Source organism: Streptomyces sp. NPDC004435, from assembly GCF_042873895.1.
In the GTDB taxonomy this organism is placed as follows: Bacteria; Actinomycetota; Actinomycetes; order Streptomycetales; family Streptomycetaceae; genus Streptomyces.
The window spans coordinates 127,303-148,050 of record NZ_JBIAMB010000008.1; the positions used below are offsets into that span (position 1 = coordinate 127,303).

General features: G+C 74.1%; 18 protein-coding genes. 12 read left to right on the forward strand and 6 right to left on the reverse strand.

What is annotated here, in order from left to right:
• Window positions 1-65: 65 nt before the first annotated feature.
• Together ACFYT9_RS16475 and ACFYT9_RS16480 are read left to right on the forward strand one after the other, a co-directional pair.
• Window positions 66-1,829 (forward strand): LVIVD repeat-containing protein, encoded by a 1,764-nt coding sequence (locus ACFYT9_RS16475; RefSeq protein ID WP_389164145.1) that lies wholly within the window; start codon window positions 66-68, stop codon window positions 1,827-1,829.
• A 73-nt stretch (window positions 1,830-1,902) separates the two neighbouring features.
• Window positions 1,903-3,354, forward strand: coding sequence for an amino acid permease (locus ACFYT9_RS16480; protein ID WP_389164148.1), 1,452 nt, complete (start codon window positions 1,903-1,905; stop codon window positions 3,352-3,354).
• Between the two features lie 85 nt (window positions 3,355-3,439).
• Here the strand turns inward: ACFYT9_RS16480 and ACFYT9_RS16485 are convergent, their stop codons facing one another.
• The 4 genes from ACFYT9_RS16485 to ACFYT9_RS16500 form a co-directional block, all read right to left on the reverse strand.
• On the reverse strand, window positions 3,440-5,122 hold the full coding sequence (locus tag ACFYT9_RS16485) for an alpha/beta fold hydrolase (protein ID WP_389164150.1): 1,683 nt from the start codon (window positions 5,120-5,122) through the stop codon (window positions 3,440-3,442).
• Between the two features lie 84 nt (window positions 5,123-5,206).
• Window positions 5,207-5,764, reverse strand: coding sequence for a TetR/AcrR family transcriptional regulator (locus ACFYT9_RS16490; protein WP_389164153.1), 558 nt, complete (start codon window positions 5,762-5,764; stop codon window positions 5,207-5,209).
• 92 nt (window positions 5,765-5,856) lie between these two features.
• The gene (locus tag ACFYT9_RS16495) at window positions 5,857-6,060 is read right to left on the reverse strand and encodes a ferredoxin (RefSeq protein ID WP_376603802.1); all 204 of its coding nucleotides are present in this window, start codon (window positions 6,058-6,060) and stop codon (window positions 5,857-5,859) included.
• Between the two features lie 50 nt (window positions 6,061-6,110).
• Window positions 6,111-7,310 carry a cytochrome P450 gene (locus ACFYT9_RS16500; RefSeq protein ID WP_389164156.1) on the reverse strand — a complete coding sequence of 400 codons (1,200 nt, stop codon included), beginning with the start codon at window positions 7,308-7,310 and terminating at the stop codon, window positions 6,111-6,113.
• Between the two features lie 273 nt (window positions 7,311-7,583).
• Here ACFYT9_RS16500 and ACFYT9_RS16505 point away from each other — a divergent pair, with 273 nt between their 5' ends.
• From ACFYT9_RS16505 to ACFYT9_RS16515, 3 genes are all read left to right on the forward strand, one after another.
• Window positions 7,584-9,824: an FUSC family protein gene (locus ACFYT9_RS16505; RefSeq protein WP_389164159.1), complete on the forward strand. Its 2,241-nt coding sequence runs from the start codon at window positions 7,584-7,586 to the stop codon at window positions 9,822-9,824.
• Between the two features lie 24 nt (window positions 9,825-9,848).
• Complete coding sequence (locus ACFYT9_RS16510; RefSeq protein ID WP_376606009.1) at window positions 9,849-10,826, forward strand: alpha/beta hydrolase; 978 nt, start codon at window positions 9,849-9,851, stop codon at window positions 10,824-10,826.
• Between the two features lie 131 nt (window positions 10,827-10,957).
• Window positions 10,958-11,836 (forward strand): DMT family transporter, encoded by an 879-nt coding sequence (locus ACFYT9_RS16515; RefSeq protein ID WP_389164639.1) that lies wholly within the window; start codon window positions 10,958-10,960, stop codon window positions 11,834-11,836.
• A gap of 44 nt (window positions 11,837-11,880) precedes the next feature.
• On the opposite strand, the gene ACFYT9_RS16520 is transcribed toward ACFYT9_RS16515, so the two are convergent.
• Entirely contained in the window at window positions 11,881-12,450 is a 570-nt protein-coding gene (locus ACFYT9_RS16520) for a helix-turn-helix domain-containing protein (RefSeq protein WP_376604236.1), read from the reverse strand.
• Window positions 12,451-12,588: 138 nt separating this feature from the next.
• Between ACFYT9_RS16520 and ACFYT9_RS16525 the strand changes: the two genes are divergently transcribed.
• From ACFYT9_RS16525 to ACFYT9_RS16545, 5 genes are all read left to right on the forward strand, one after another.
• Window positions 12,589-13,368 (forward strand): ABC transporter permease, encoded by a 780-nt coding sequence (locus tag ACFYT9_RS16525; RefSeq protein WP_389164163.1) that lies wholly within the window; start codon window positions 12,589-12,591, stop codon window positions 13,366-13,368.
• Window positions 13,365-14,195 carry an ABC transporter ATP-binding protein gene (locus ACFYT9_RS16530; RefSeq protein WP_389164166.1) on the forward strand — a complete coding sequence of 277 codons (831 nt, stop codon included), beginning with the start codon at window positions 13,365-13,367 and terminating at the stop codon, window positions 14,193-14,195. The genes ACFYT9_RS16525 and ACFYT9_RS16530 overlap by 4 nt, the downstream gene beginning before the upstream one ends.
• A gap of 83 nt (window positions 14,196-14,278) precedes the next feature.
• Window positions 14,279-15,289 (forward strand): ABC transporter substrate-binding protein, encoded by a 1,011-nt coding sequence (locus ACFYT9_RS16535; RefSeq protein ID WP_389164168.1) that lies wholly within the window; start codon window positions 14,279-14,281, stop codon window positions 15,287-15,289.
• 94 nt (window positions 15,290-15,383) lie between these two features.
• The gene (locus ACFYT9_RS16540) at window positions 15,384-16,493 is read left to right on the forward strand and encodes an aryl-sulfate sulfotransferase (protein ID WP_389164171.1); all 1,110 of its coding nucleotides are present in this window, start codon (window positions 15,384-15,386) and stop codon (window positions 16,491-16,493) included.
• A gap of 319 nt (window positions 16,494-16,812) precedes the next feature.
• Window positions 16,813-17,235 carry a subtilase-type protease inhibitor gene (locus ACFYT9_RS16545; RefSeq protein WP_376606027.1) on the forward strand — a complete coding sequence of 141 codons (423 nt, stop codon included), beginning with the start codon at window positions 16,813-16,815 and terminating at the stop codon, window positions 17,233-17,235.
• Window positions 17,236-17,272: 37 nt separating this feature from the next.
• On the opposite strand, the gene mgrA is transcribed toward ACFYT9_RS16545, so the two are convergent.
• Entirely contained in the window at window positions 17,273-18,265 is a 993-nt protein-coding gene (gene mgrA / locus ACFYT9_RS16550) for an L-glyceraldehyde 3-phosphate reductase (RefSeq protein WP_389164642.1), read from the reverse strand.
• A gap of 301 nt (window positions 18,266-18,566) precedes the next feature.
• Between mgrA and ACFYT9_RS16555 the strand changes: the two genes are divergently transcribed.
• Window positions 18,567-19,445 carry a LysR family transcriptional regulator gene (locus ACFYT9_RS16555; protein ID WP_389164174.1) on the forward strand — a complete coding sequence of 293 codons (879 nt, stop codon included), beginning with the start codon at window positions 18,567-18,569 and terminating at the stop codon, window positions 19,443-19,445.
• 70 nt (window positions 19,446-19,515) lie between these two features.
• Entirely contained in the window at window positions 19,516-20,745 is a 1,230-nt protein-coding gene (locus tag ACFYT9_RS16560; protein WP_389164176.1) for a glycosyltransferase, read from the forward strand.
• The last annotated feature ends 3 nt before the right edge of the window (window positions 20,746-20,748 follow it).

Below are 20,748 nucleotides of genomic sequence, written 5' to 3' on the forward strand. Positions count from 1 at the left end.
TCCCCGTCCCCGCCCCCGTCCCCTCCCTCTCCCCGCGCACCCCGCAGCCCCCGAAAGGACCGTCCATGCGCCTCACCCGCGGAACCACGGTGCTCGCCACCCTCGTCGCGGCCGCCGCCACGGCCACGCTGCTCGCCCCCGGCATCTCCGCCACGCCCGTCGCCGCCGCCCCGACCGACCCGGACGTCCGCGAGGTCTGCGCCGACCGCCGCCCCGGGCCGGCCGACCCCGGCGCGTACGGGATGCAACTCGACGGCACGTTCCGCCACCCCTCCCTCACCCCCGTCGACGAGGAGTCCGACCACCCCTTCCCCGGCCGCGCCGACCAGTACGACACCCGCGCCTACATCAAGAACATGAAGGTCGAAGCCGCCTACGAGGGAACCGACTTCACTCCCGACTACTTCCACACCTGGCAGAACGTCGTCGACTTCCACGGCCGCCGCTACCTCTTCCAGTACGACCGCTCCGAAGGCCGCGTCTACGACATCACCGACGTCAGGAAGGTCAAGGTCGTCGAGAAGCTGAGCCGTGAGGACGTCGACGGCGACGAGACCCGCGCCAACGGCGACTGGGCCGCGCACGACTACTGGGGCGCCTCCACGATCCAGTGGAGCCGCAAGCTCGGCGCGTACGTCATGGTCCAGAGCTTCGAGAGCAAGCGGCAGATCTCCGAACTCTCCGACCACCCGCCGCTCGACAAGTACAACAACCCCGACGGGGTGCGGAAGCTGCGCGCCAAGCCCGGACTCAAGGGCTTCAAGGTCTACCGCCTCGACGGACCGCGCAAGAAGGACTGGAAGCTCCTCGCGACCGTCTCCACCGACGCCACCCAGAAGGACCCGCTGCGCAGCGACCCCGCCACCGCCCAGCAGGGCTCCGGCTCCATCGACGTCCCCCACTGGACCGGCGAGAAGTACATGTTCCTCGCCACGGCCCCCGACGACACCTACTCCGGCACCGAGTACCCGACCAACCTGCACTCGGCCGGCTACCAGTCCTGGGACATGTCCGACCCCGCCCACCCGAAGCTCCTCGACACCTGGCACCTGCCCGGCCAGCGCACCGGCGAGGACGCTGCCTACCGGGAGAACCCGCGCTGCGGGAACCGCACGAGCTGGATGGGTGCCCGGATGCCGCTCTTCCTCCCCAAGCCCGTGGAGAAGGGCGGGCGTTACGCCTTCGCCGCGATGGGCGGGTACGGCCTCACGGTGCTCGACGTCTCCGACCCCGCGCACATGCGGACCGTCGGCCACCTCGACCTGCCCGCCTCGGTCGCGGGCACCGAGGGCGACAACATCGACGTCTCCCAGTACGAGAAGACCGGGATGATCTACTACTCGGGCTACCCGCTGACCGAGGACTGTTACGAGCCCTACAAGGACGTCTACCAGATCGACGTCCGCGACCCCGCCCGGCCGCGCGTCGTCGGCGCGCTGCCCCGCCCCGTCCCGCCGAAGGCGTCCGGTCTCACCGACTACTGCCAGCGGCGCGGCAGCTTCGGTCCCAAGCGCACCGGCTACTACACCAACCCCGGCAAGCACGACGCCGGCCTCCTCGGCTACGGCTTCTACAACGCCGGCGTCCAGTTCTTCGACGTCTCCGACCCGGCCGACCCGGAGATCTCCGCGTACTTCGTGCCCAAGGCGTACGGCCGGGACACCGCCGAGTACGCGTACGGCAACCAGACCCACGGCGTCTACGTGGAGTGGGACCGCAACATCGCCTGGGCCCTGACCAACCACGGCATCTACGCCCTCTCGTCGAAGGTCCTCGGCAAGCCCGACCTCGACGCCCCCGCGAAGCCGTTCCGCACCAGCGAGTTCTGACCGCTCCCCGCCCCCCGAGGCACCACCCCCGCCCCGTCCCCGCCCCGCCCCCGCGCAGAAGGGTCACCCCGCCATGACCGCAGCCGGCGAATCCGCGCCCCCCGCTCCCTCCTCCACCGACGGAACCGACGCCGACGAGGCCGCCAGACCGGCACCCGGCGGCGAGGGCGGCCTGGTCCGCTCCCTCACCCACCGCCAGACCACCATGATCGGACTGGGCTCCGCGCTCGGCACCGGCCTCTTCCTCGGCTCCGGGTCCGCGATATCCGTCGCCGGACCCGCCGTGATCGTCTCGTACGTCATCGGCGCCGTGCTCGTCGCGATCATCGCCGTCCTGCTCGGCGAGATGTCCGCCGCCCACCCCGTCCAGGGCTCGTTCGGCACCGTCGCCCACCGCTACCTCGGCCCCTGGGCCGGCTTCCTCAGTCGCTGGCTGTACTGGTTCAGCGCCGTCGTCGTCATCGGCACCGAGGTCGTGGCCTCGGCCCTCTACATCCGCTGGTGGTGGCCCGAGGTGCCGATGTCGGCGGCCATCCTCGTCATCGCGGCGGTGGTCCTCGCCGTCAACGTCATCAGCGTGAAGTCCTTCGGCACCACCGAGTTCTGGCTCTCCACCGTCAAGGTCGTCGCGCTCTGCGCCTTCATCCTCTGCGCCGCCCTGCTCGTCGTCTTCGGCCTGCCGGACACCGAGGCCACCGGCTTCGCGCACCTCACCGACGACGGCGGCTTCCTCCCGCACGGGGCGAGCTCCATCTGGCTGGCCATGTCGATCGTGATGTTCGCCTACGCCGGCTTCGAGGTCGTCGCCATCGCCTCCGCGGAGGCGGCCGACCCGCAGCGCACCATCCGCACCGCCATGCGGCAGCTCGCCTGGCGCCTCGCCTTCTTCTACCTGCTCTCCATCACCCTCGTCCTCGCCCTCATCCCGTGGCGGACCCTGGCGGGCGGCGACGGCAGCGTCGAGTCCAGCCCGTTCGTCCGCGTCTTCACCGAGGTCGGCGTGCCCGCCGCGGCGACCGTCACCAACGCGGTCGTCCTCATCGCCGCCATGTCCGCCGCCAACGCGCACCTCTACGGAGCCTCCCGGCTGCTCCACTCCCTCGGGAGCGACGGGCTCGCCCCCGCCCCGCTGGCCCGGCTCAGCCGGCGCGGCGTCCCCGCGGCCGCCCTCGCCGCCTCCACCCTGGGCATCGCGGTGGCGGCGCTCCTCGCCTTCTACGACGTCAGCGGGCTCTTCGGCATCCTGATGTCGATCGCGATCTTCGCGGTGCTGCTCGTGTGGCTGCTGATCCTCGCCTCGTACGTCGCCTTCCGCCGCCACCGGAACGCGCACCCGGAGGAGTTCACCGGCTTCAGCATCCCCGGCGGCGACAAGCTCGCGGTCCTCGCCACGATCGGGGTCCTCGCGGTGGCGGCGACGGCGGTGGAGGTCCCCGACATGCGCCAGGCCGCCGGCATCGGCCTCGCGTTCACCGCCGTCCTCCTGGTCTGTCACGCGGTGACGGCCCGGCGCCGGCGCGGTTGACCTCCGCCTCCCGTCTCCCGGGGCCGTGCCGCATCGACGCGGCACGGCCCCCGGGCCGCGTGTGCCGATCCGGGCCGTCACGGAGTCACGCGCCGGCCGGCGCTCCGGCGGCGGCGAGGTGCCGGGCGAGCTCGGCGGGGTGGGTCAGCTGGGGGTAGTGGCCCGCCCCGGCGATCCGGGCCACCGGGAGGTCGACGGCCTCGACCAGCGGGTCCTCCGAGCCCACGACGATCCTGACCGGGACGTCCACCCGCTCCAGCAGGGCCCGCACCTCACGGCGCTCGGCGACGGCCCCGCGCAGGGACGCGGCGACGCGACGCGCCACCCCGGGACGCCCGAGGTCGGCCGCGGCGCTGCGGACCTCCGGTCCTTCGGGGACGCCGAGCAGCGCGGCCAGCCGTGGGGCGGGCATGCGACGGAGCACCGGCGCGGCCAGGACCGAGCGGGCCGGTCGTGAGGCGGGTGCCTGGAGGAACGCGGGGGAGACGAGGACGAGTTCGCCGACGCGGTCCGGGTGGTCGGCGGCGAAGCGGAGGGCGGGTCCGCAGGCCAGGGAGTGAGCGACCAGCACGGGGCGGGTCCGCACCGGGCCCATCAGTTCGGCCAGCCACGCGTCGAGCGGCCGCCCGGAGGGGGCCGAGCGCCCCAGGCCGGGCAGGTCGGGGGCGAGGACGGGGCCCGGGAGGTGGTCGGCGAGGGGAGCCCACAGGTCGGCGTTCATCGGCAGGCCGTGCAGCAGGACGTGGGAGGGGTCGCGCCGGTCGCCGGTCACCCAGGTTTGACCGCCCGCCACGGTGTGGAAGCCGTACGGGCTCCGCCAGGGCGACGCGGAACCGAAGCGGGCGGCCACCAGGTCGTCGGCCCAGGCCCGCAGGGCATCGGTCGCGGGAGGCGCCTCCAGGCCGACGCGCGCGGCGAAGGCCCGGGCGGAGGCCGTCGGGTAGCGGTCGTTCGAGAGGAACGACAGCGTCTCCGGGTCGGCGCCGGTCAGCCGTCGCGGAAGCCGCCGCAGCAGGCCGGCGGGAACGGTCAGGCGGGGTGCCCGTACCCCCATGTGGGCGGCCATCGTGCCGATCAGCTCGGGCAGGAGGGGGGTGTCGTCGTCGAGCACCCAGTAGTGCTCGCCCACGGGCGACGCGGGGATCTCCGCCAGGAACCGCGCGAGGTGGTCGACGGTCGTGATCGGCAGGAAGGTGTCGGAGGCGCCGGGGACGAACGGCAGCCGCCCGTTCCACAGGTCCTCGACCATCGTCGCCAGGCCGATGTACTGGCCCGGCCCGATCACGGTGCTGGGATTGGCGACGGTCAGCGGGACCGACAGCGCCTCGGCGCGGGCCCGGACCGCGCGGTCGGCCTCGATCTTCGACGTCTCGTAGGCGCCCAGCGCGGCGTCGTGCCGGCCGTCGGCCGCGCTCACCCGGTAGCCGGTGATGTGCACGAGCCGGCGCAGCCGCGGCAGCGTGGCGGCCCATTCGAGCACGTGGAGCGCCCCGGTGACGTTGACCGCCCTGGCCTCCCGCTCGCCGAGCCCGAAGGCGAAACGGGCGGCGGCGTTGTAGACGTCCCGGACGTCGGGCAGGTCCGCCAGCGGGCGGGTGATGTCGGCGGTGACGATCTCCAGTCCGCGGGTGTCGACGTCCTGGGAGGCCAGCCAGGGGGTGAGGGTGTCGTTGCGTACCGCCGCCGCCACCCGCTGACCCCGGGCCAGCAGTTCGGCGACGAGGGAACGGCCGATGAAGCCGGTGGCACCGAAGACGATCGCGTCCATGCACACTCCTTAAATAGATCGGTCTACATATTTTTTGGGCCGGTAAAAGGCCCGCCGGGGCGCGGCGGGCCGGAGGGGGCCGGTTCAGTCGAGCAGGGTGCCGATCTGGCGGGCGACCCGGTCCAGGGGCTCCCTGCTGCGGTGCGTGCGGGCCAGCAGGAGCGCGCCCTCGACGAGGGCCAGGACGGTCACCGCGAGGTCGTCGGCGTCCGGGCGGCCGGCCAGGTGTGCGCGCAGCGCGCTCTCCCACGAGGTGTAGACCTCGGAGCACGCCTCCTGGAGCGGGTCGTTGGTGCTGGCCGTCTCCAGGGCGACGGTGGCCACGGGGCATCCCTTGCGCCACCCGGACTCCTCCAGTCGCTCGCCCAGGCGGCGCAGGACGGCTCCGGTGAACTCCGCCGCCGACGTGGCGGACCCGGCCAGGTCCTCCAGGTCGTCCTCGATGGCGCGGCCGGCCCGCTTGACGGACTCGCCGACCAACTGGTCCTTGCCGCCTGGGAAGTGGAAGTACAGCGAGCCGCGAGGCGCGCCGCTGGCCGCGATCACCTGGTTGAGGCCGGCGCCGAGATAGCCGCCGGTCTCGATCAACTCCTGCGTCGCGTCCAGCAGTCGGTCCCGCGTCTCCGCGCCCTTCAGTCCCATGGGGGAACTGTAGACCGATCTACATATTCTCTCAAGGGGGATACGTGGAAGGGCGGCCCGTGGGTGAGCGAGCCCACGCGGCCCGCCCGTCCTCACCGCACCAGGTCGTCCTCCAGACTGATCGCCCGGACGGGGCAGGCGCGGACCGCCTCGCGCACCAGCGGCGCGCCCGCGCCGTCCTCGCGGCCGGGCAGGACGGCACCGAAGCCGTCGTCGTCCTGGGTGAAGACGTCGGGGGAGACCAGGGCGCACTGGCCCGCTCCCATGCAGCGGTCGGGGTCGATGGCGATGTGCACCGCGGGGGTTCCCTTCGTCGTGGGGCCGGATCCGGACCGCGCCCGGGCGTTCACCAGGAGACGGGGAGTTCGAGCATGCCCTGGATCGTGTCGCCCGGCTTGAAAGGGATCTCCTCGGCGGGCGCCGCCAGTCGCAGGCCCGGCAGCCGCCGCAGCAGCGTGCCGAGGGCGATCTCCAGCTCGGCGCGCGCCAGGTTCTGGCCCAGGCACTGGTGGATGCCGAAGCCGAAGGCGACGTGATGCCGGGCCGTGCGCTCCCAGTCCAGGTCGTCGGGGTCGGCGTAGACGGAGCCGTCGCGGTTGATGAGCGAGGTGGAGAACACCACGCCCTCGCCCGCGCGGATGACCGCCCCGTCGGTCTCCACGTCCTCACGGGCCACGCGCAGCATGCCGTCCGCGATCGACAGAAAACGCAGCAGCTCCTCCACGGCCGCAGGCAGCAGGGCCGGATCCGCGCGGAGCTCCGCCATCCGCTCGGGATGGCGGAGCAGCGCGTACGTCCCCAGGGAGATCATGTTGGCGGTGGTCTCGTGCCCCGCGACGAGCAGGATCGTCGCCAGCTGCACCAGCTCCTCGCGGTCGGGACCGCCCTCGCGCGCCTGCCGCGCGACCAGATCGTCGAGGACCCCTTCGCCGGGCCGGGCGCGCTTGCCGTCGATGAGGTCGCCGAGATAGCCCTCCAGCCGGGCCAGCGCGTCCTCGATGTCCTCGCCCGTCGGGCCGCGGAGCAGGCGCCGGGACTGCTCCTCGAAGAAGTCGTGGTCCTCGTACGGCACGCCCAGCAGGTCGCAGATGACGATCGAGGGCACCGGCAGCGCGAACGCGCTCACCAGCTCGGCCGGCGGACCCGCGGCCTCCATGGCATCCAGCAGCCTGTCCACGGTCGCCTGGATCCGGGGGCGCATGCCGTCCGTGCGCTTCAGGGAGAAGCTGGGGATCAGCATCCTGCGCTGGACGTTGTGCTCGGGGTCGTCCCAGCCGAGGAGCGCGGCGCGCCGACGGCTGCGGAGGGCCTGGGCGCGTTCCACGGGGATCGGGAAGTCGGGACGGGTGGAGTCGGTGGACAGGCGCTGGTCGGCCAGGAGGGCCCGGGCGGTCCGGTGTCCGGTGACCAGCCACACCTCCCGGCCGTCCCACAGCGTGACCCGGGACAGGGGGCGGTCCTCGCGCAGCGGATCGTAGGCGGTCGGCGGGTGATAGGGGCAGGAGCGGTTCTGAGGGAAGGCGACGGTCTCGTCCGTGGTCGTCATCAGGGAACCTCGCAGACGTCGGATCATTGGCTCCGGCTTGAACGCCACCCTCCACTACATGCCCCAGGCACCTATCCGGTCTACGCGGAGTTCGGCCAATCCGCCGGAACGGGTGGCACCGTTCCCCCGGGCGAGCGACGGCGCCCGGACGACGCGCGTGACGGCGCCCCGGCGGCGCGTGCGAGGGCGCGTGCCGGCGGGGGTGCGTGACGGCGGGGGCGCCCGGCAGCCGGTCGTACGGCGGGTTCCGCCGCGGCGGGAGATGCTGGGGGCATGCCTGGCGCGCTCCCGCGACGGCCCTCGCCCGCCTATCGGACGGCGGGGCGGAGGGCGCTGCGCGTCACGATCGCCGCCTCGGCCGGCTTCTACGTCCTCCTCTACGGCCTGGGCTGGTCGGTCGGAGCGACGTACGCCCTGTTCGGCGCGATCGCCATGGCCGGCCTGTCGCACCTCCCCGGCTCCGGCCGTCAGCGCGCCGAGCTGCTGCTCGGTGCCGTGCCGGTGTGCTGGGTGCTGATCACGCTCGGCACGTACCTGTCCGTACGGACCTGGAGCGCCGCCGTCGGCATGCTGGTCGTCGGGTTCACGCTGGCCTTCATGGCGGTCGGAGGACCACGTTTCGCCGGGGCGGCCACGGGCCTGCACCTGATGTACATCCTGCCGTCGTTCCCGCCCTACGCGCCCGGCTCGCTGGGCGAACGGCTCGCGGGGGCGACCTTCGGGATCGCCCTGCTGATCGTCGCGGAGCTGACGCTGCTGCCCGAGCCCGGAGCGCTGCCCTACCGCGAACGGGCCGCCCGGGCCGCCGAGAGCGCGGCGCGCTGCGCCGAGCGGCTGCGGTCGGCGCCGTACACCCTGCCGGAAGACCTGCGCGACACGGCCCGCACCCTCAGCACGGAGCTCCGCTCCTCCCAGGTCCCGGAGGCCGAAAGACCGGCGGGCGCCGGGGTACGGCCGAGGGCGCTGGCCCACGCGGGCCTGGCGACGCGCACCCTGCTCGGCCGGCTGGCGGCGCTGCCGCCGCCCCCGGCGGGCGCGGCGCCACCCGGCGTCGCCGGAGCCGGGGCCGGAGCCACGGAGGATCCCGACGCACTGCGGGCGGTCGCGGACGTGGCGGGGGAGACCGCCGTCAGGCTGCGGGGCGGCACCCCCGACACCCGGGCCCACGCCCGGCTGCGGCGGGTCCGCCGGGCGCTCACCACGGCCGAGGACGTCCGGCCCGCCGCACAGCGCCGCACCGCCGCGCTCCTGGAGGTCACGGACGCGGCGCTCGCCATGTCCACCGCGGCCGACCTCGCCGTACGGGGCCGGGCCGCCGCCGCGCCCGCGCCGGGGCGCTTCTGGTACGCGCGGATGCGGGCCCCGCAGCTGTGGTGGCGGCGCCTGTCGGGCCATGTGGGCGGCCGGTCGGTGTTCTTCCAGAACGCCGTACGGATCAGCCTCGCCCTGGCGGCGGCCCGGCTGATCGCCGGCGTCGACACGCTCCCGCACGGCTTCTGGGTCCTGCTGGCCACCCTGACGCTGACCCGCACGACGGTACGGGAGACCCGGACGACGGTACGCAGGGCGCTCACCGGCACCCTCGTCGGCGCGCTCGTCGCCGCCGGCCTGCTGGCGCTGGTCGGCACCGACATCGAGGTGTACGCGGTGGCCCTGCCGCCGTTGATGCTCGTCACCTTCACGCTGGGGCCGGTGAAGGGTGTCGGGTGGTCGCAGGCGCTGTTCACCGTCGTGGTGGCCCTGGTGTTCGCGCAACTGGCCCCGGCGACCTGGCAGCTCGCCGAGTTCCGGCTGCTCGACGTGGTCACGGGCAGCGCGATCGGCGCGGTGTTCGGCCTGCTGGCCTGGCCGCGCGGCGCCCACGACGAGCTGCGGCGCTCGGTCGCGGTGCTGCTGCGCGTCTCCGCGGAGCTCGTCGTGGCCACGACGGCCCGGACCGCGGCGGGCGGACGGCGCGTGCCCGTGCCCTCCGCGCCCGGCAGCAGGTCGCTCCAGCACGCCCTGGTCATGGCGGAGTCCGCGTACGCCCAGTACCAGAGTGAGCCGGCCGGTCCCGCACGGCCGCCGGGCGGCCAGGACTGGCAGGCCGCGCTCATCACCGGACACCACACCCTCTGGGGCGTCGACCGGCTCCTCGTACCCCCGGAGCCGGTCGACGTGCCGTCACTGGACCGCGGACCGGCGGACGCGGTCGTCCGCGCGGGCGACCGGGTCGCGGCCCGGATGCTGCTCATCTCCGCCCGCACCGACCCCACCGGTGACACCGCCGAGCCGCCGCTCCCGCCGCCGGACCCTCCGGCGCCCGCCCTCTTCCCCGACGCCCCGCCCGGCACGCCGCACGCGTACTACGCGACCATGGCGTGGCTGGCCTCGCTGACCACGGACCTCGAACGCCTCGCCGGAGGGGCCGGGCCGCCGCCACGCCCACGCCCCGATGACCGGACGCCGGTTGCGCCGCCGTGCGGAGCGGGCACCATGGAACGGGGAGATCTTCGGGGGGACCGTGACTCGTAGTGTGCCCTCACACCTGGAGTGTCCATGCCGCAGCTTCCCCCGCCCGTCACGCCCTACCTGGAGCCCGCCGCGAAGGAACTGGCCGAGGCGACGGACCCGCACCCGCGGATCTACGAGGTCCCGCCGGAGCAGGGCAGGGCGATCCTCGCCGATCTGCAGAGCGGCGAGGGGGTGCCGCGGCCCGAGGTCGACGAGGAGTGGGTGGACGTGGACGCCGGGGAGTGGGGCACGGTGCGCACCCGTGTCATCCGGCCGAAGGGCGTCACCGGCCCGCTGCCCGTGGTCTTCTACCTCCACGGCGCGGGATGGGTCTTCGGCGACGACAGGACCCACGACCGGCTCTTCCGCGAACTCGTCGTCGGAGCGGGCGCGGTGGGGGTCTTCCCGGTGTACGACCGCGCGCCGGAGGCGAAGTACCCGACGCAGGTCGAGCAGAACTACGCGGTGGGCCAGTGGGTGCGCAAGAACGGCACGGACCACGGCATGGACGTGTCGCGCGCGGCGGTCACCGGCGAGTCGGTCGGCGGCTGCATGTCCGCCGTCTTCGCGCTGATGAACAAGGAGCGCGACGACGGCCTCGACCTCAAGGCCCAGGTCCTGCTCTACCCGGTGACCGACGCCGACTTCGACACGCCGTCCTACCTCCAGTTCGCGGAGGGGTACTACCTGACCCGCGACGGCATGAAGTGGTTCTGGGACGCGTACACGACCGACCCCGCCGAACGGAGGCAGCACCACGCCTCCCCGCTGCGGTCGACCCTCGAACAGCTGCGCGGCCTGCCCACCACCCTGGTCATCACCGACGAGGCCGACGTCCTGCGCGACGAGGGCGAGATGTACGCCAACAGGCTCCGCGAGGCCGGTGTCGACGTGACCTCCGTGCGGGTGGCCGGCATGGTCCACGACTTCCTGCTCCTGGACAGCCTCCGCGACACCCGCGCGGCGAACGTGGCCCGCCGGCTCGCGATCGACGCGCTGCGCGACGCCCTCCACGCGGGCTGACCGCCCGCCGAGCCCCCTCCGGCGCGCGCCCCCCGGCCCGTCACGAGGCCGGGGGCCCGCGCGCGTCCGATCGGCCCAATCCCCGCCGAGGCCGGTCATGGACCCGCGCCGGCCGGGGGAACGTGGCCAGTGTGCTCCTCCTCGCCGTCGTCTTCGCCGTCCTCGGGGCGGCCAGCAACGCCACCGGAACCGTGTTCCAGCGGAAGGCCGCGGCCACCGTCCCCCAGGGCGGTGGCCTGCGGCTGATCCTCACCCTGGCCCGTCGCCCCGTCTGGCTGGTCGGCATCGCGGGGGTGGTGGGCGCGGCGCTCTTCCAGGCCCTGGCCCTGTCCTTCGGACCGATGTCCCTCGTGCAGCCCGTGTTCGTGCTGGAGCTCCCCTTCGCGCTCGTCATCGCGATGCCGCTCCTGCACCGGCGGCTTCCGGCCGCCGGCTGGTGGGCGGTGGCGGGCGTGGTGGCCGGCCTGGCGCTGCTCCTGGGCGCGGCCGCGCCGACGGGGGCCGCGAGCGACGCGCCGATGACCCGGTGGGCCGTCGTGCTGACGGCCTGCCTCGGCGCGATCGGCGTCGCGGTGCTCGTGGCCCGGCGCCGCTCCTCGCTCGGCCGGGCCGTCTGCTTCGGAACCGCGGCGGCCGTCGCCAACGCCCTGACCGCCGCGCTGCTGAAGTCCTCGGCCGGAGCCTTCGCGGACCACGGCCCCGCCGCGTTCCTCACCAGCTGGCAGACGTACGGCTTCGCCGCCACGGGAGTGGCCGCCGTGCTGCTGCTGGAGAACGCCCTCCAGGCGGGATCCCTCGCCGCCTCGCAGCCCGCGCTCACCATCGGCGACGCCCTCGTCAGCCTGCTGATCGGCGTCTTCCTCTTCCGGGAGACGATCCGCACCGGCTGGTACCTGCTGCCGGAGGCCGCCGGAGCGGCCCTGATCGTCGCCGGCGTCCTCGTCCTCTCCCGCGCCGTGCGCCAGATCCGTGAACTCGGCACGGAGCCGGCGCCTTCCGCGAGCGGCTGACCCGCCGGTGGCCGAGGTCGTGCCGTTCACCGTGGCGGAGCCGGTCAGGCGCCGGCGATCACCAGGAGGGTGCGGGCGGGGGCCGTGCCCGGGAGGCGGCAGCGGTGGGGGACCTCGCCCCGGTGATGGGCGCTCTGGCCCGCCGTCAGGGTGAGCGGGGGCTCGCCCTCCACCTCCAGGACGATCTCGCCCTCCAGGACGTAGAGGAAGTCCTCACCGGGGTGCTCGAACCAGCCGCGTTCCCCGCGCCCGGGCTCGAAGTGGTGCTCGTACGCCTCCATCAGTGAGCTTCTGCCGCCGGGGATGAGGACCTGGGCGATCTGGCCGGCGGTCTCGCTGACGCGGATGACCTGGGGGTCGGCCTCGTGGGTCACGGTGCCGGGGCGGGCCGGCGGGCGGAGGAAGGTGCCCGGAGCGACGTCCAAGGCCTCGGCGATGCGGTAGATCGAGCTGAGGCTGGGGGTGGTGAGGCCGCGTTCGAGCTGGCTGAGGAAGGGCTGGGAGAGGCCCGAACGGGCGGCGAGGACGGCCATGGAGACGCCGCGCTGCTTGCGGCAGCCGCGGACCACCCGGCCGACCTCGATGGCCTCGGGCGTGGGTTCTGGTCGAGACACGCAGGCGAACGTACCCCATCGGGTCCGGGGGGCCGGGAGGGCCGGAGACGTTTCATGCCGCCGCAACACTGCCTTCATAAGCGTCGTCAATTATTGACCCTGCTTATGAAGTTGTGTGGCCGAACAAGGAGCAGCCCCGTGCGCGTCACCCCCTCACCACCCGGCCGGGCCCGCGGCAGGCTCGTGCCGGCCCTCGGTGCCGCCGGTGCCGTGCTCACGCTCTGGTACCTGCTCGCTCGCTCCGGAGCGGTGGCGCCCGGCCTGCTGCCCACGCCCGGCCAGACCGCCGCCGCGCTCGCCGACAGCGCGCGCAGCGGGCTGCTCGCCACCGACCTCGCGGCCAGCCTGGTCCGCGCCGGCCAGGGCTTCGCGCTCGGCGCCGTCGTCGGAGGCGCCCTCGGCTTCGCGACCGGGTACCTCCCGAAGCTCTCGGCCGCCGTCACGCCGGTCGTCTCCTTCCTGCGGCCCATCCCGGCCATCGCCCTCGTGCCGCTCGCCACCGCCTGGTTCGGCATCGGCGAGACCGCGAAGCGCCTGCTGATCGCCTACGCCGTCCTCCTCGCCGTCTGGCTGTACGTCCACGACGGGGTGTCCCGCGTCCCCGCCTCCCACCTGCGGGCCGCCCGGACGCTCGGCGCCCCCCTCCACCGCAGGTTCACCGAGGTGCTGCTGCCGGCCGCCGCGCCCGCGCTCCTCGCCGCGCTGCGCTACGGCGCCTCCGTCGCCCTCCTCGCTCTCGTGGCCGCCGAACTGGGCGGGGCCGACAGCGGACTGGCGTACCGGCTCCAGGTGGACGGGCAGTTCCTCCGGGTGGACCGGATGTTCGCCGGGCTGCTGGTGCTCGGGCTGCTCGGCGTCGCCGTCGACCTCTTCCTCGCCGCGCTCGGCCGGCGGATCGTGCACTGGAGCGCCTCATGAGCAAGGACGTACGCCTGGAGGGCGCCGGGGTCCGGTACGGCACCGCCCGCGTCCTGGACCCGGTCGACCTCCACCTCCCCGCCGGATCCTTCACCGCCCTGCTGGGGCCCAGCGGGTGCGGCAAGTCCACCGTGCTGAACCTCGTCGCCGGCTTCACCCGCCCTTCGGAGGGACGGGTGACCGCGGGAGCCGCACCGGTGCGCGGGCCCGGACCCGACCGGGGCGTCGTCTTCCAGCACTACGCGCTCTACCCCTGGCGCACCGCCCGCGGCAACGTCGAGTTCGCCCTCAAGCGCCTCGGCCTCCCGCGCGCGGAGCGACGGCGCCGGGCCCTGGAGGCGCTGGCCGAGGTCGGGCTCGCGGACGGCGCCGAGAAGTACCCGGCCCAGCTCTCCGGCGGCATGCAGCAGCGCGTCGCGCTGGCCCGCGCCCTCGCGGCCGAGCCCGAGGTCCTGCTCATGGACGAACCCTTCGGCGCCCTGGACGCCCTCACCCGGACCCGTATGCAGACCCTGCTGCGCGAACTGTGGCGGCGGCGCGGCACCACCGTCCTCTTCGTCACCCACGACATCGACGAAGCCCTGGCCCTCGCCGAGCGCGTCGTCGTGCTCGGCGGCACTCCCGGCCGGGTGCTCGCGGACCACGAGGTGCCGGAGGACACCGCCGCGGCGCCGGAGCCGGTACGGGCGGGGGCACGGCACCGGCCGGCCGACGGCCCCGCCCAAGGGCCCGCACAGGGACCCGCCCAAGGACCCGGGCAGGGACCCGCCCATGGACCCACGTCCGACCTGCGCTCGCTGATCGCGCGGCAGCTCGGCTCGGAGTAGTACCCCTCCCGCCCCCTCCACCCCCCTTCTCGCTTCCCGCTCGCCCCTCCCCGTTCCCGTTCCCGTTCCCGGAAGGAACCGCCATGCCCGGAACGCACACCCGGTCCAGACCCCGCGCCCTCGCCGCCCTCCTGTCCGCCGTGCTCGTCGGCGCCCTCGCCTCGGGCTGCGCCCAGGGCTCCGAGCCCGCCGCCGGCCGCGACGCCGTCTCCCTCGCCACCAGCGACCACCTCGGCGGTGCGCCCGTCCACGTGGCGCAGGCGCGCGGGCTGTGGGCCGGCGAGGGGATCGACGCCGCCGTGACCACCCAGCCGACGGGCCGGGACGCCCTCAACGCCGTGCTCGGCGGGCAGGCGCAGCTCGGGGTCGTCGGAGACCTGCCCGCCGTCACGGCCGCCCTGGGCGGACGCGAACTGCGCGTCGTCGCCGACCTGTCCCGGTTCTCCGACTGGCGGCTGCTGACCCGCACCGACCACGGGATCACCGGCTTCGCCGCCCTGAAGGGGCGCAAGGTGGGCGTTCCGCAGGGGACCAACGTCGAGTACGCGCTCTCGCGGATGCTGGCCTCCGCGGGGCTGACCGCCGCGGACGTGACGGTCGTCAATCTCGCCCCGAACCAGGTCACTTCGGCACTCGCGCGCGGAGACGTCGAGGCCGGGGTCACCTTCCCCAGCTTCTACGACTCCACCCGGAACGCCCTGGGGGACCGGTACGCCGAGCTCCCCTTCACCGGCTACACCGCCCGCACCCTGCTCGTCGCCGGTCCCGAGGCGACGGAGCAGACCACGACCGCCGTGCTCCGCGCCCTCCGGAAGGCCGAGGCGCGCATCGGCGCGGATCCGGCCGGAAGCCGCAAGGACGTTCTGGCGGAGGCGAAGGGCGCGCTCCAGGCCGACTACGTCGACGCCTTCCAGCCCCGGTACGCGTACGGCTCCACCCTCTCGGCCGAACTGCTCGTCCAGCTGACCGAGGAGGCCGCCTGGGCGAAGACCGCCCAGAAACTGCCCGGCTCCGCCGACCGAGCCGCGCTGCTGCGGCACCTGGACCCCGCGCCGCTGAAGGCCGTGGACCCGGCCGCCGTCACCGTGCGCTGAGCCGCGCCGCACCCGCCCGCCCCCGCCCACGGGCGCGGCCCCGTGTCCGCCGTCCGCCCGACCTTCATCCGTACCGTACGAGGAGCACCCGTCCATGACCGTCGACCAGAACACCCTGCGCCGCCGAGGCGTCGGCCTGATCGCCCACGACCCCGCCCGCACCTACGGCGGCTACACCCTCTACACGCCCATCACCGGCACCGGTGACATCCACCTCGTCGACATCGAGGGCCGGCCCGCGCACACCTGGAACTCCCCGCACCCGCCCGGCCGGCACGCGCAGCTCCTGCCGAACGGCCATCTCTTCTACGCGGCCAAGGACACCGGCGGCCCGACGCTCTTCCCGATCTGGGACGTGTACCACGGCGGCATCTTCCAGGAGCTCGCCCCGGACTCCACCGTCCTCCGGGAGGTGCGGCACCCGTACCACCACCACGACGCCTCGATCCTGCGCAACGGGAATCTCGTCATCACCGTCGTCGAGCCGCTGGAGCCGGCCCAGGCCGCCCGGATCCGCGGCGGCATCCCCGGTTCCGAGGCCCCGGGCGGGGTGATCTACGGGGATGTGGTCCTCGAACTGACCTGGGACGGGCGCGAGGTGTGGCGCTGGGCCGCCATCGACCACCTCGACCCCGAGGACTTCCCGCTCGACCGGCACTTCGCCCGTGAGCACTGGCCGATGGCCAACACCGTCAACGAGAGCGCCGACGGCTCGATCGTCCTCGGGTTCCGCAGCGCCTCCTCGGCCGTCGCGATCGACCGCGCCGACGGCTCCGTGCGGTGGCGCATAGGGCCGGACGTGCTGGCCCAGCAGCACCATCCGCACGAGCTGCCGGGCGGCAATGTCCTCGTCTTCGACAACGGCAGCTACCGCGACACGACCTCCGTGCCGTACTCGCGGGTGCTGGAGCTGGACCCCCTGACCGGCGAGGAGGTCTGGTCCTACCAGGACAACCCGCCGCAGAACTTCTACAGCCCCTACATGTCCAGCGCCCAGCGCCTGCCCAACGGCAACACCTTCATCGCGGAGGGGTCCTTCGGACGGCTCTTCGAGGTGACACCGGGCGGCGAGGTCGTCTGGGAGTTCGTGGTGCCGCAGTTCCGGTCCTTCGGGGACGGGGTGGGCCTGGAGTCGTCGGCCGGCGCCCAGAACTCCGTCTTCCGCGCCTACCGCTACGCGGCCGAACAGCTGCCCTGGCTGTGACCGACCGTTCGAAGAGTGATGGCAATCGGTCATCTTCGATGCACGGAAGGTGAACACCGGGAGCCCGGAGCGGGGGCGCGGGCCCGGGATTCCGGGCCCGCGCCCCAGGGCGTCGGGCCTGCGCCGGTGCGCCGGAGAGGCGCTCCGGCCCTGCCGAACAGGCAGAACGTTCGGTCGGTAGCGGTGCGTCTGCGGACTTGTCCGTAAGTAGGCCATCGAGGTGTGATCGACCTTCGTTCACGACAGTATCTGCGGCGTCGAACCCCAGACTCGCGGAAATCTTCTGCGAGATACCTCTTCTTCGAAGGAGCATCCTGTCGTGCGTCATCGCATCGCCGCCGTATCCGCCTCCGCCCTCCTCGTCCTCGCCGGCACCGCCGGCGTGGCGGAGGCCGCGCCGGACAGCCTGTACGCCCCCTCGGCCCTCGTGCTGACCGTCGCCCAGGGCGACGAGCAGGCGGCCACGGTGGTCCGGGCGTCCACCCTCAGCTGTGCGCCGACGGCCCAGGGCACCCACCCCGACCCCCAGGCCGCCTGCGCCGCGCTCGCCGCCACCTCCGGCTCCCTCGACCGCCTGCTGGCCGCCCCCGCGCCGGACCGCCTCTGTCCCCTGCACTACGACCCGATCACCGTCTCCGCCGACGGTGTGTGGAAGGGCGAGCGCGTCAGCTGGCGGCACACGTTCTCCAACACCTGCGCCATGTCCGTCACCATGAGGGGCCACAACGTGTTCGCGTTCTGACGGGCGCGCCGAGGGGCGGGGCGTCGGCCCCGCCCGCTCACGGGCCGACCAGGGCGTCGATGCGGGCCAGCTCCTCGGCGTCGAAGTCGAGGTTCCCGACGGCGGCCACGCTGTCGTCGAGCTGGCGGGTGCTGCTCGCGCCGATCAGGGCCGAGGTCACCCGCCCCCCGCGCAGCACCCATGCCAGGGCGAGCTGCGCCAGGGTCTGGCCGCGCTCCTCCGCGAGGGCGTTCAGTGCGCGCAACCGGTCCACCAGGTCCTCGGTGACGGCGTCCCGCCGCAGGAAGGGGCTGTCGCTCGCGGCCCGGGAGTCCTCCGGGATGCCGTTCAGATAGCGCCCGGTGAGCAGGCCCTGCTCCAGCGGGGAGTAGGCGATGGAGCCGACCCGCAGGTCGTCGAGCGCGTCCAGCAGGCCCTCGGACTCCGGGCGCCGGTCGAGCATCGAGTAGCGCGGCTGGTGGATGAGGAGCGGGGTGCCCAGCTCGCCCAGGATCCGGGCCGCCTCGCGGGTCTGCTCGGCCGAGTAGTTGGAGACGCCGACGTAGAGCGCCTTGCCCTGCAGGACCGCCGAGTGCAGGGCGCCCATCGTCTCCTCCAGGGGAGTCTCCGGGTCGAAGCGGTGAGAGTAGAAGACGTCCACGTACTCCAGGCCCAGGCGGGTCAGACTCTGGTCCAGCGACGACAGCAGGTACTTGCGCGACCCCCACTCGCCGTACGGGCCCGGCCACATCAGGTACCCGGCCTTGGTGGACACGACCAGCTCGTCGCGGTGCGGCGCGAAGTCCGTCGCGAGGACCGCGCCGAGGGCGGACTCGGCGGCGCCGGGCGGCGGGCCGTAGTTGTTCGCCAGGTCGAAGTGCGTGATCCCGAGGTCGAACGCGCGGCGCAGGATGGCCCGCTGGCCCTCGGCCGTCCGGTCGGGGCCGAAGTTGTGCCACAGGCCCAGCGACAGCGCGGGCAGCTTGAGGCCGCTGTTCCCGGCACGGCGGTAGGGCATGTGGGCGTAACGGTCGGGGTGTGCGGTGTACAACACGGCTCCATGAGGTCGAGGGGATCCGGCCGCCCTAGGGCCTGTCGTCAAACTCCCGTCTGCCCCGCGACGCCATGCACGCGCTCTCGCCGCACCGGACACAAGCCCGAGTACGCCCAGTACGAGGGCATGTGCCCGCCACGCCGAGAACACGCACCTGACGCCGCAGGGCCGCCCTTCGGGCGACGACGGGAGTTTGACGACAGGCCCTAGGGACCGGACCCGGACCAATCTGCACCCACCCGCCACCATCGGTCCAACAGGCGAATCCGATGGGATTCAGCGGATACGCTTCTCAATCATGGAACTGCGCCACCTCCAGCACTTCGTCGCCGTCGCCGAGGAACGGCACTTCACCCGGGCCGCCGAACGCCTGATGGTCTCCCAGTCGGGCCTGTCCGCATCCGTCCGGGCGCTGGAGCGCGAGCTGCGCGCCCCCCTGTTCGTACGGACCACCCGCCAGGTGACCCTGACGGAGGCCGGACGGGCGCTGCTGGGGGAGGCCGAGCGGATCCTCGCCCAGGTGCGGACCGCGCGCGAGGCGGTGGCCGCCGTGCAGGGCGTGCTGCGCGGCACCCTGGCCCTGGGCACGGAGCAGTGCGTCGCCGGCGTGTACGCGGCGGGACTGCTGGCCGCGTTCCACCGGCGCCACCCGGACGTGGAGATCCGGCTGCGCCAGTCCGCCTCCCTCGACCTGGCCGACGAGGTCTCCGGCGGACGTCTCGACCTGGCCTTCGCCTACCGCACGGGCGCCGACACCGACCAGCTGCGCGCCGTACCGCTCGCGACCGAGCCGATGACCCTGCTGTGCCACCCCGGGCACCCGCTCGCGACGGCCGGGACGCCCCTCACACCCGCCGATCTCGCCGCGGAGGTGTTCGTCGACTTCCACCCCGACTGGGGGCCCCGCCGGGCCACCGACACCGCCTTCGCCGCCGCCGGCGTCCGGCGCAAGGTGGCGATGGAGGTCAACGACGTCCACAGCCTGCTCGACCTGGTCGACGAGAACCTGGGCGTGGCGGCCGTACCCCGTCACTTCCGGCAGAAGCGCGAGACCCTGCGCGCCCTGCCCGTGCAGGGCGTGCCCGACACCGTCTACGAGACGGTCGCGCTGCTGCCGCCCCCACAGGCGACCAGCCCCGCCGCCCGCGCCCTGATGGCGCTCCTCGAACGGGCCTGAAGGAGGCCTGGCCGGATCGCGCGGTCAGGTCCTCCGCGTGGCCGGGGCCCGGGCGGGGCACACTGGCGGCGTGCGCATCGTGATGATGACGGCGGGGTCGCGCGGCGACGTCGCGCCGTACACGGGTCTGGGTGCCGGTCTCGTACGGGCCGGGCACGAGGTGACCCTGGCCACCCATGGCGTGTTCGAGCCGCTGGTGGCGGGGTCCGGGGTGCGGTTCCGTGCCCTTCCGGTGGATCCCCGTGCCGAGCTGCACTCCTCGCGCGGCCGACGGCTGCACGACGCGAGCACCGGCGCCGGCAAGCTCGTACGGCTGGTGTCGATGGCCCGCCGAGCGGTCGACGAGATGACCGGGACGCTCGTGGCGGCGGCACGCGAGGGCGAGGTCCTGCTCGTCGGCGGGGCGCTGGGCCCGCTCGGGTACGCCCTCGCGGACGCCCTGTCGGTACCCGCTCTGGGACTACACCTCCAACCGCTCCACCCGACCGGCGAGTTCCCCGCCCCCGTCCTCGGGACCCGGCCCCTGGGCGCGGTGGGGAACAGGCTGAGCGGACGGGCCGTCATGACCTCGGTGGAGCTGATGTTCTCGGACACCGTACGGTCCCTGCCCCGGCGGCACGGACTCGTGGCGCCGAGCCGGTCCCGGCGACGGTCCCGGCCGGTGCTCCACGGCTACAGCGAACACGTCGTCCCCCGCCCCCGGGACTGGCCGGCGGGCCTTGAGGTGGCGGGATACTGGTGGCCCCACGAAACACCCGGCGGACGCCTCCCCGGAGAGCTGGAGGACTTCCTCGCCGCCGGGCCCCCGCCGGTCTTCGTCGGCCTGGGCAGCGCCACCGTCCCCGACCCCGAGCGGCTGAGCCGCGAGATCGTCACCGCGCTGCGGGCGGCGAAGGTGCGCGGGATCGTGCAGAGCGGCTGGGCGGGGCTCGCCGCCCGGGGCGACGACCTCCTGACCGTCGGCGAGGTGCCGCACTCCCTGCTGTTCCCCCGGACCGCCGCCGTCGTCCACCACGCGGGAGCGGGCACCACCGGCGCCGTCCTGCGGGCCGGCGTGCCCTCCGTCCCGGTGCCGGTCCAGTTCGACGCGGCGTTCTGGGCCTCCCGGCTGACCGCGCTGGGAACCTCGCCCGGGGCGGTGCCGCTGCGCCGGCTGACCGCCGGCTCCCTGGCCGAGGCCCTGCGCCGGGCGACACGGGACGGCTCCCACGCCACGCGCGCCCGCGCGCTGGCCGACGGCCTCGCCGCGGAGGACGGTGTGGCACCGGTGCTGGCCGCGCTCGCCCGCCTGAAGGCCTGACCA

Bases quoted from the DNA above. Each gene is read 5' to 3' on its own strand.
- ACFYT9_RS16535 (WP_389164168.1), top strand. From the start codon at position 14,279: ATGCCCGGAACGCACACCCGGTCCAGACCCCGCGCCCTCGCCGCCCTC.
- ACFYT9_RS16530 (WP_389164166.1), top strand. From the start codon at position 13,365: ATGAGCAAGGACGTACGCCTGGAGGGCGCCGGGGTCCGGTACGGCACC.
- ACFYT9_RS16505 (WP_389164159.1), top strand. From the start codon at position 7,584: ATGCCTGGCGCGCTCCCGCGACGGCCCTCGCCCGCCTATCGGACGGCG.
- ACFYT9_RS16510 (WP_376606009.1), top strand. From the start codon at position 9,849: ATGCCGCAGCTTCCCCCGCCCGTCACGCCCTACCTGGAGCCCGCCGCG.
- ACFYT9_RS16555 (WP_389164174.1), top strand. From the start codon at position 18,567: ATGGAACTGCGCCACCTCCAGCACTTCGTCGCCGTCGCCGAGGAACGG.
- ACFYT9_RS16500 (WP_389164156.1), bottom strand. From the start codon at position 7,310: ATGACGACCACGGACGAGACCGTCGCCTTCCCTCAGAACCGCTCCTGC.
- ACFYT9_RS16490 (WP_389164153.1), bottom strand. From the start codon at position 5,764: ATGGGACTGAAGGGCGCGGAGACGCGGGACCGACTGCTGGACGCGACG.
- ACFYT9_RS16540 (WP_389164171.1), top strand. From the start codon at position 15,384: ATGACCGTCGACCAGAACACCCTGCGCCGCCGAGGCGTCGGCCTGATC.
- ACFYT9_RS16480 (WP_389164148.1), top strand. From the start codon at position 1,903: ATGACCGCAGCCGGCGAATCCGCGCCCCCCGCTCCCTCCTCCACCGAC.
- ACFYT9_RS16475 (WP_389164145.1), top strand. From the start codon at position 66: ATGCGCCTCACCCGCGGAACCACGGTGCTCGCCACCCTCGTCGCGGCC.
- ACFYT9_RS16485 (WP_389164150.1), bottom strand. From the start codon at position 5,122: ATGGACGCGATCGTCTTCGGTGCCACCGGCTTCATCGGCCGTTCCCTC.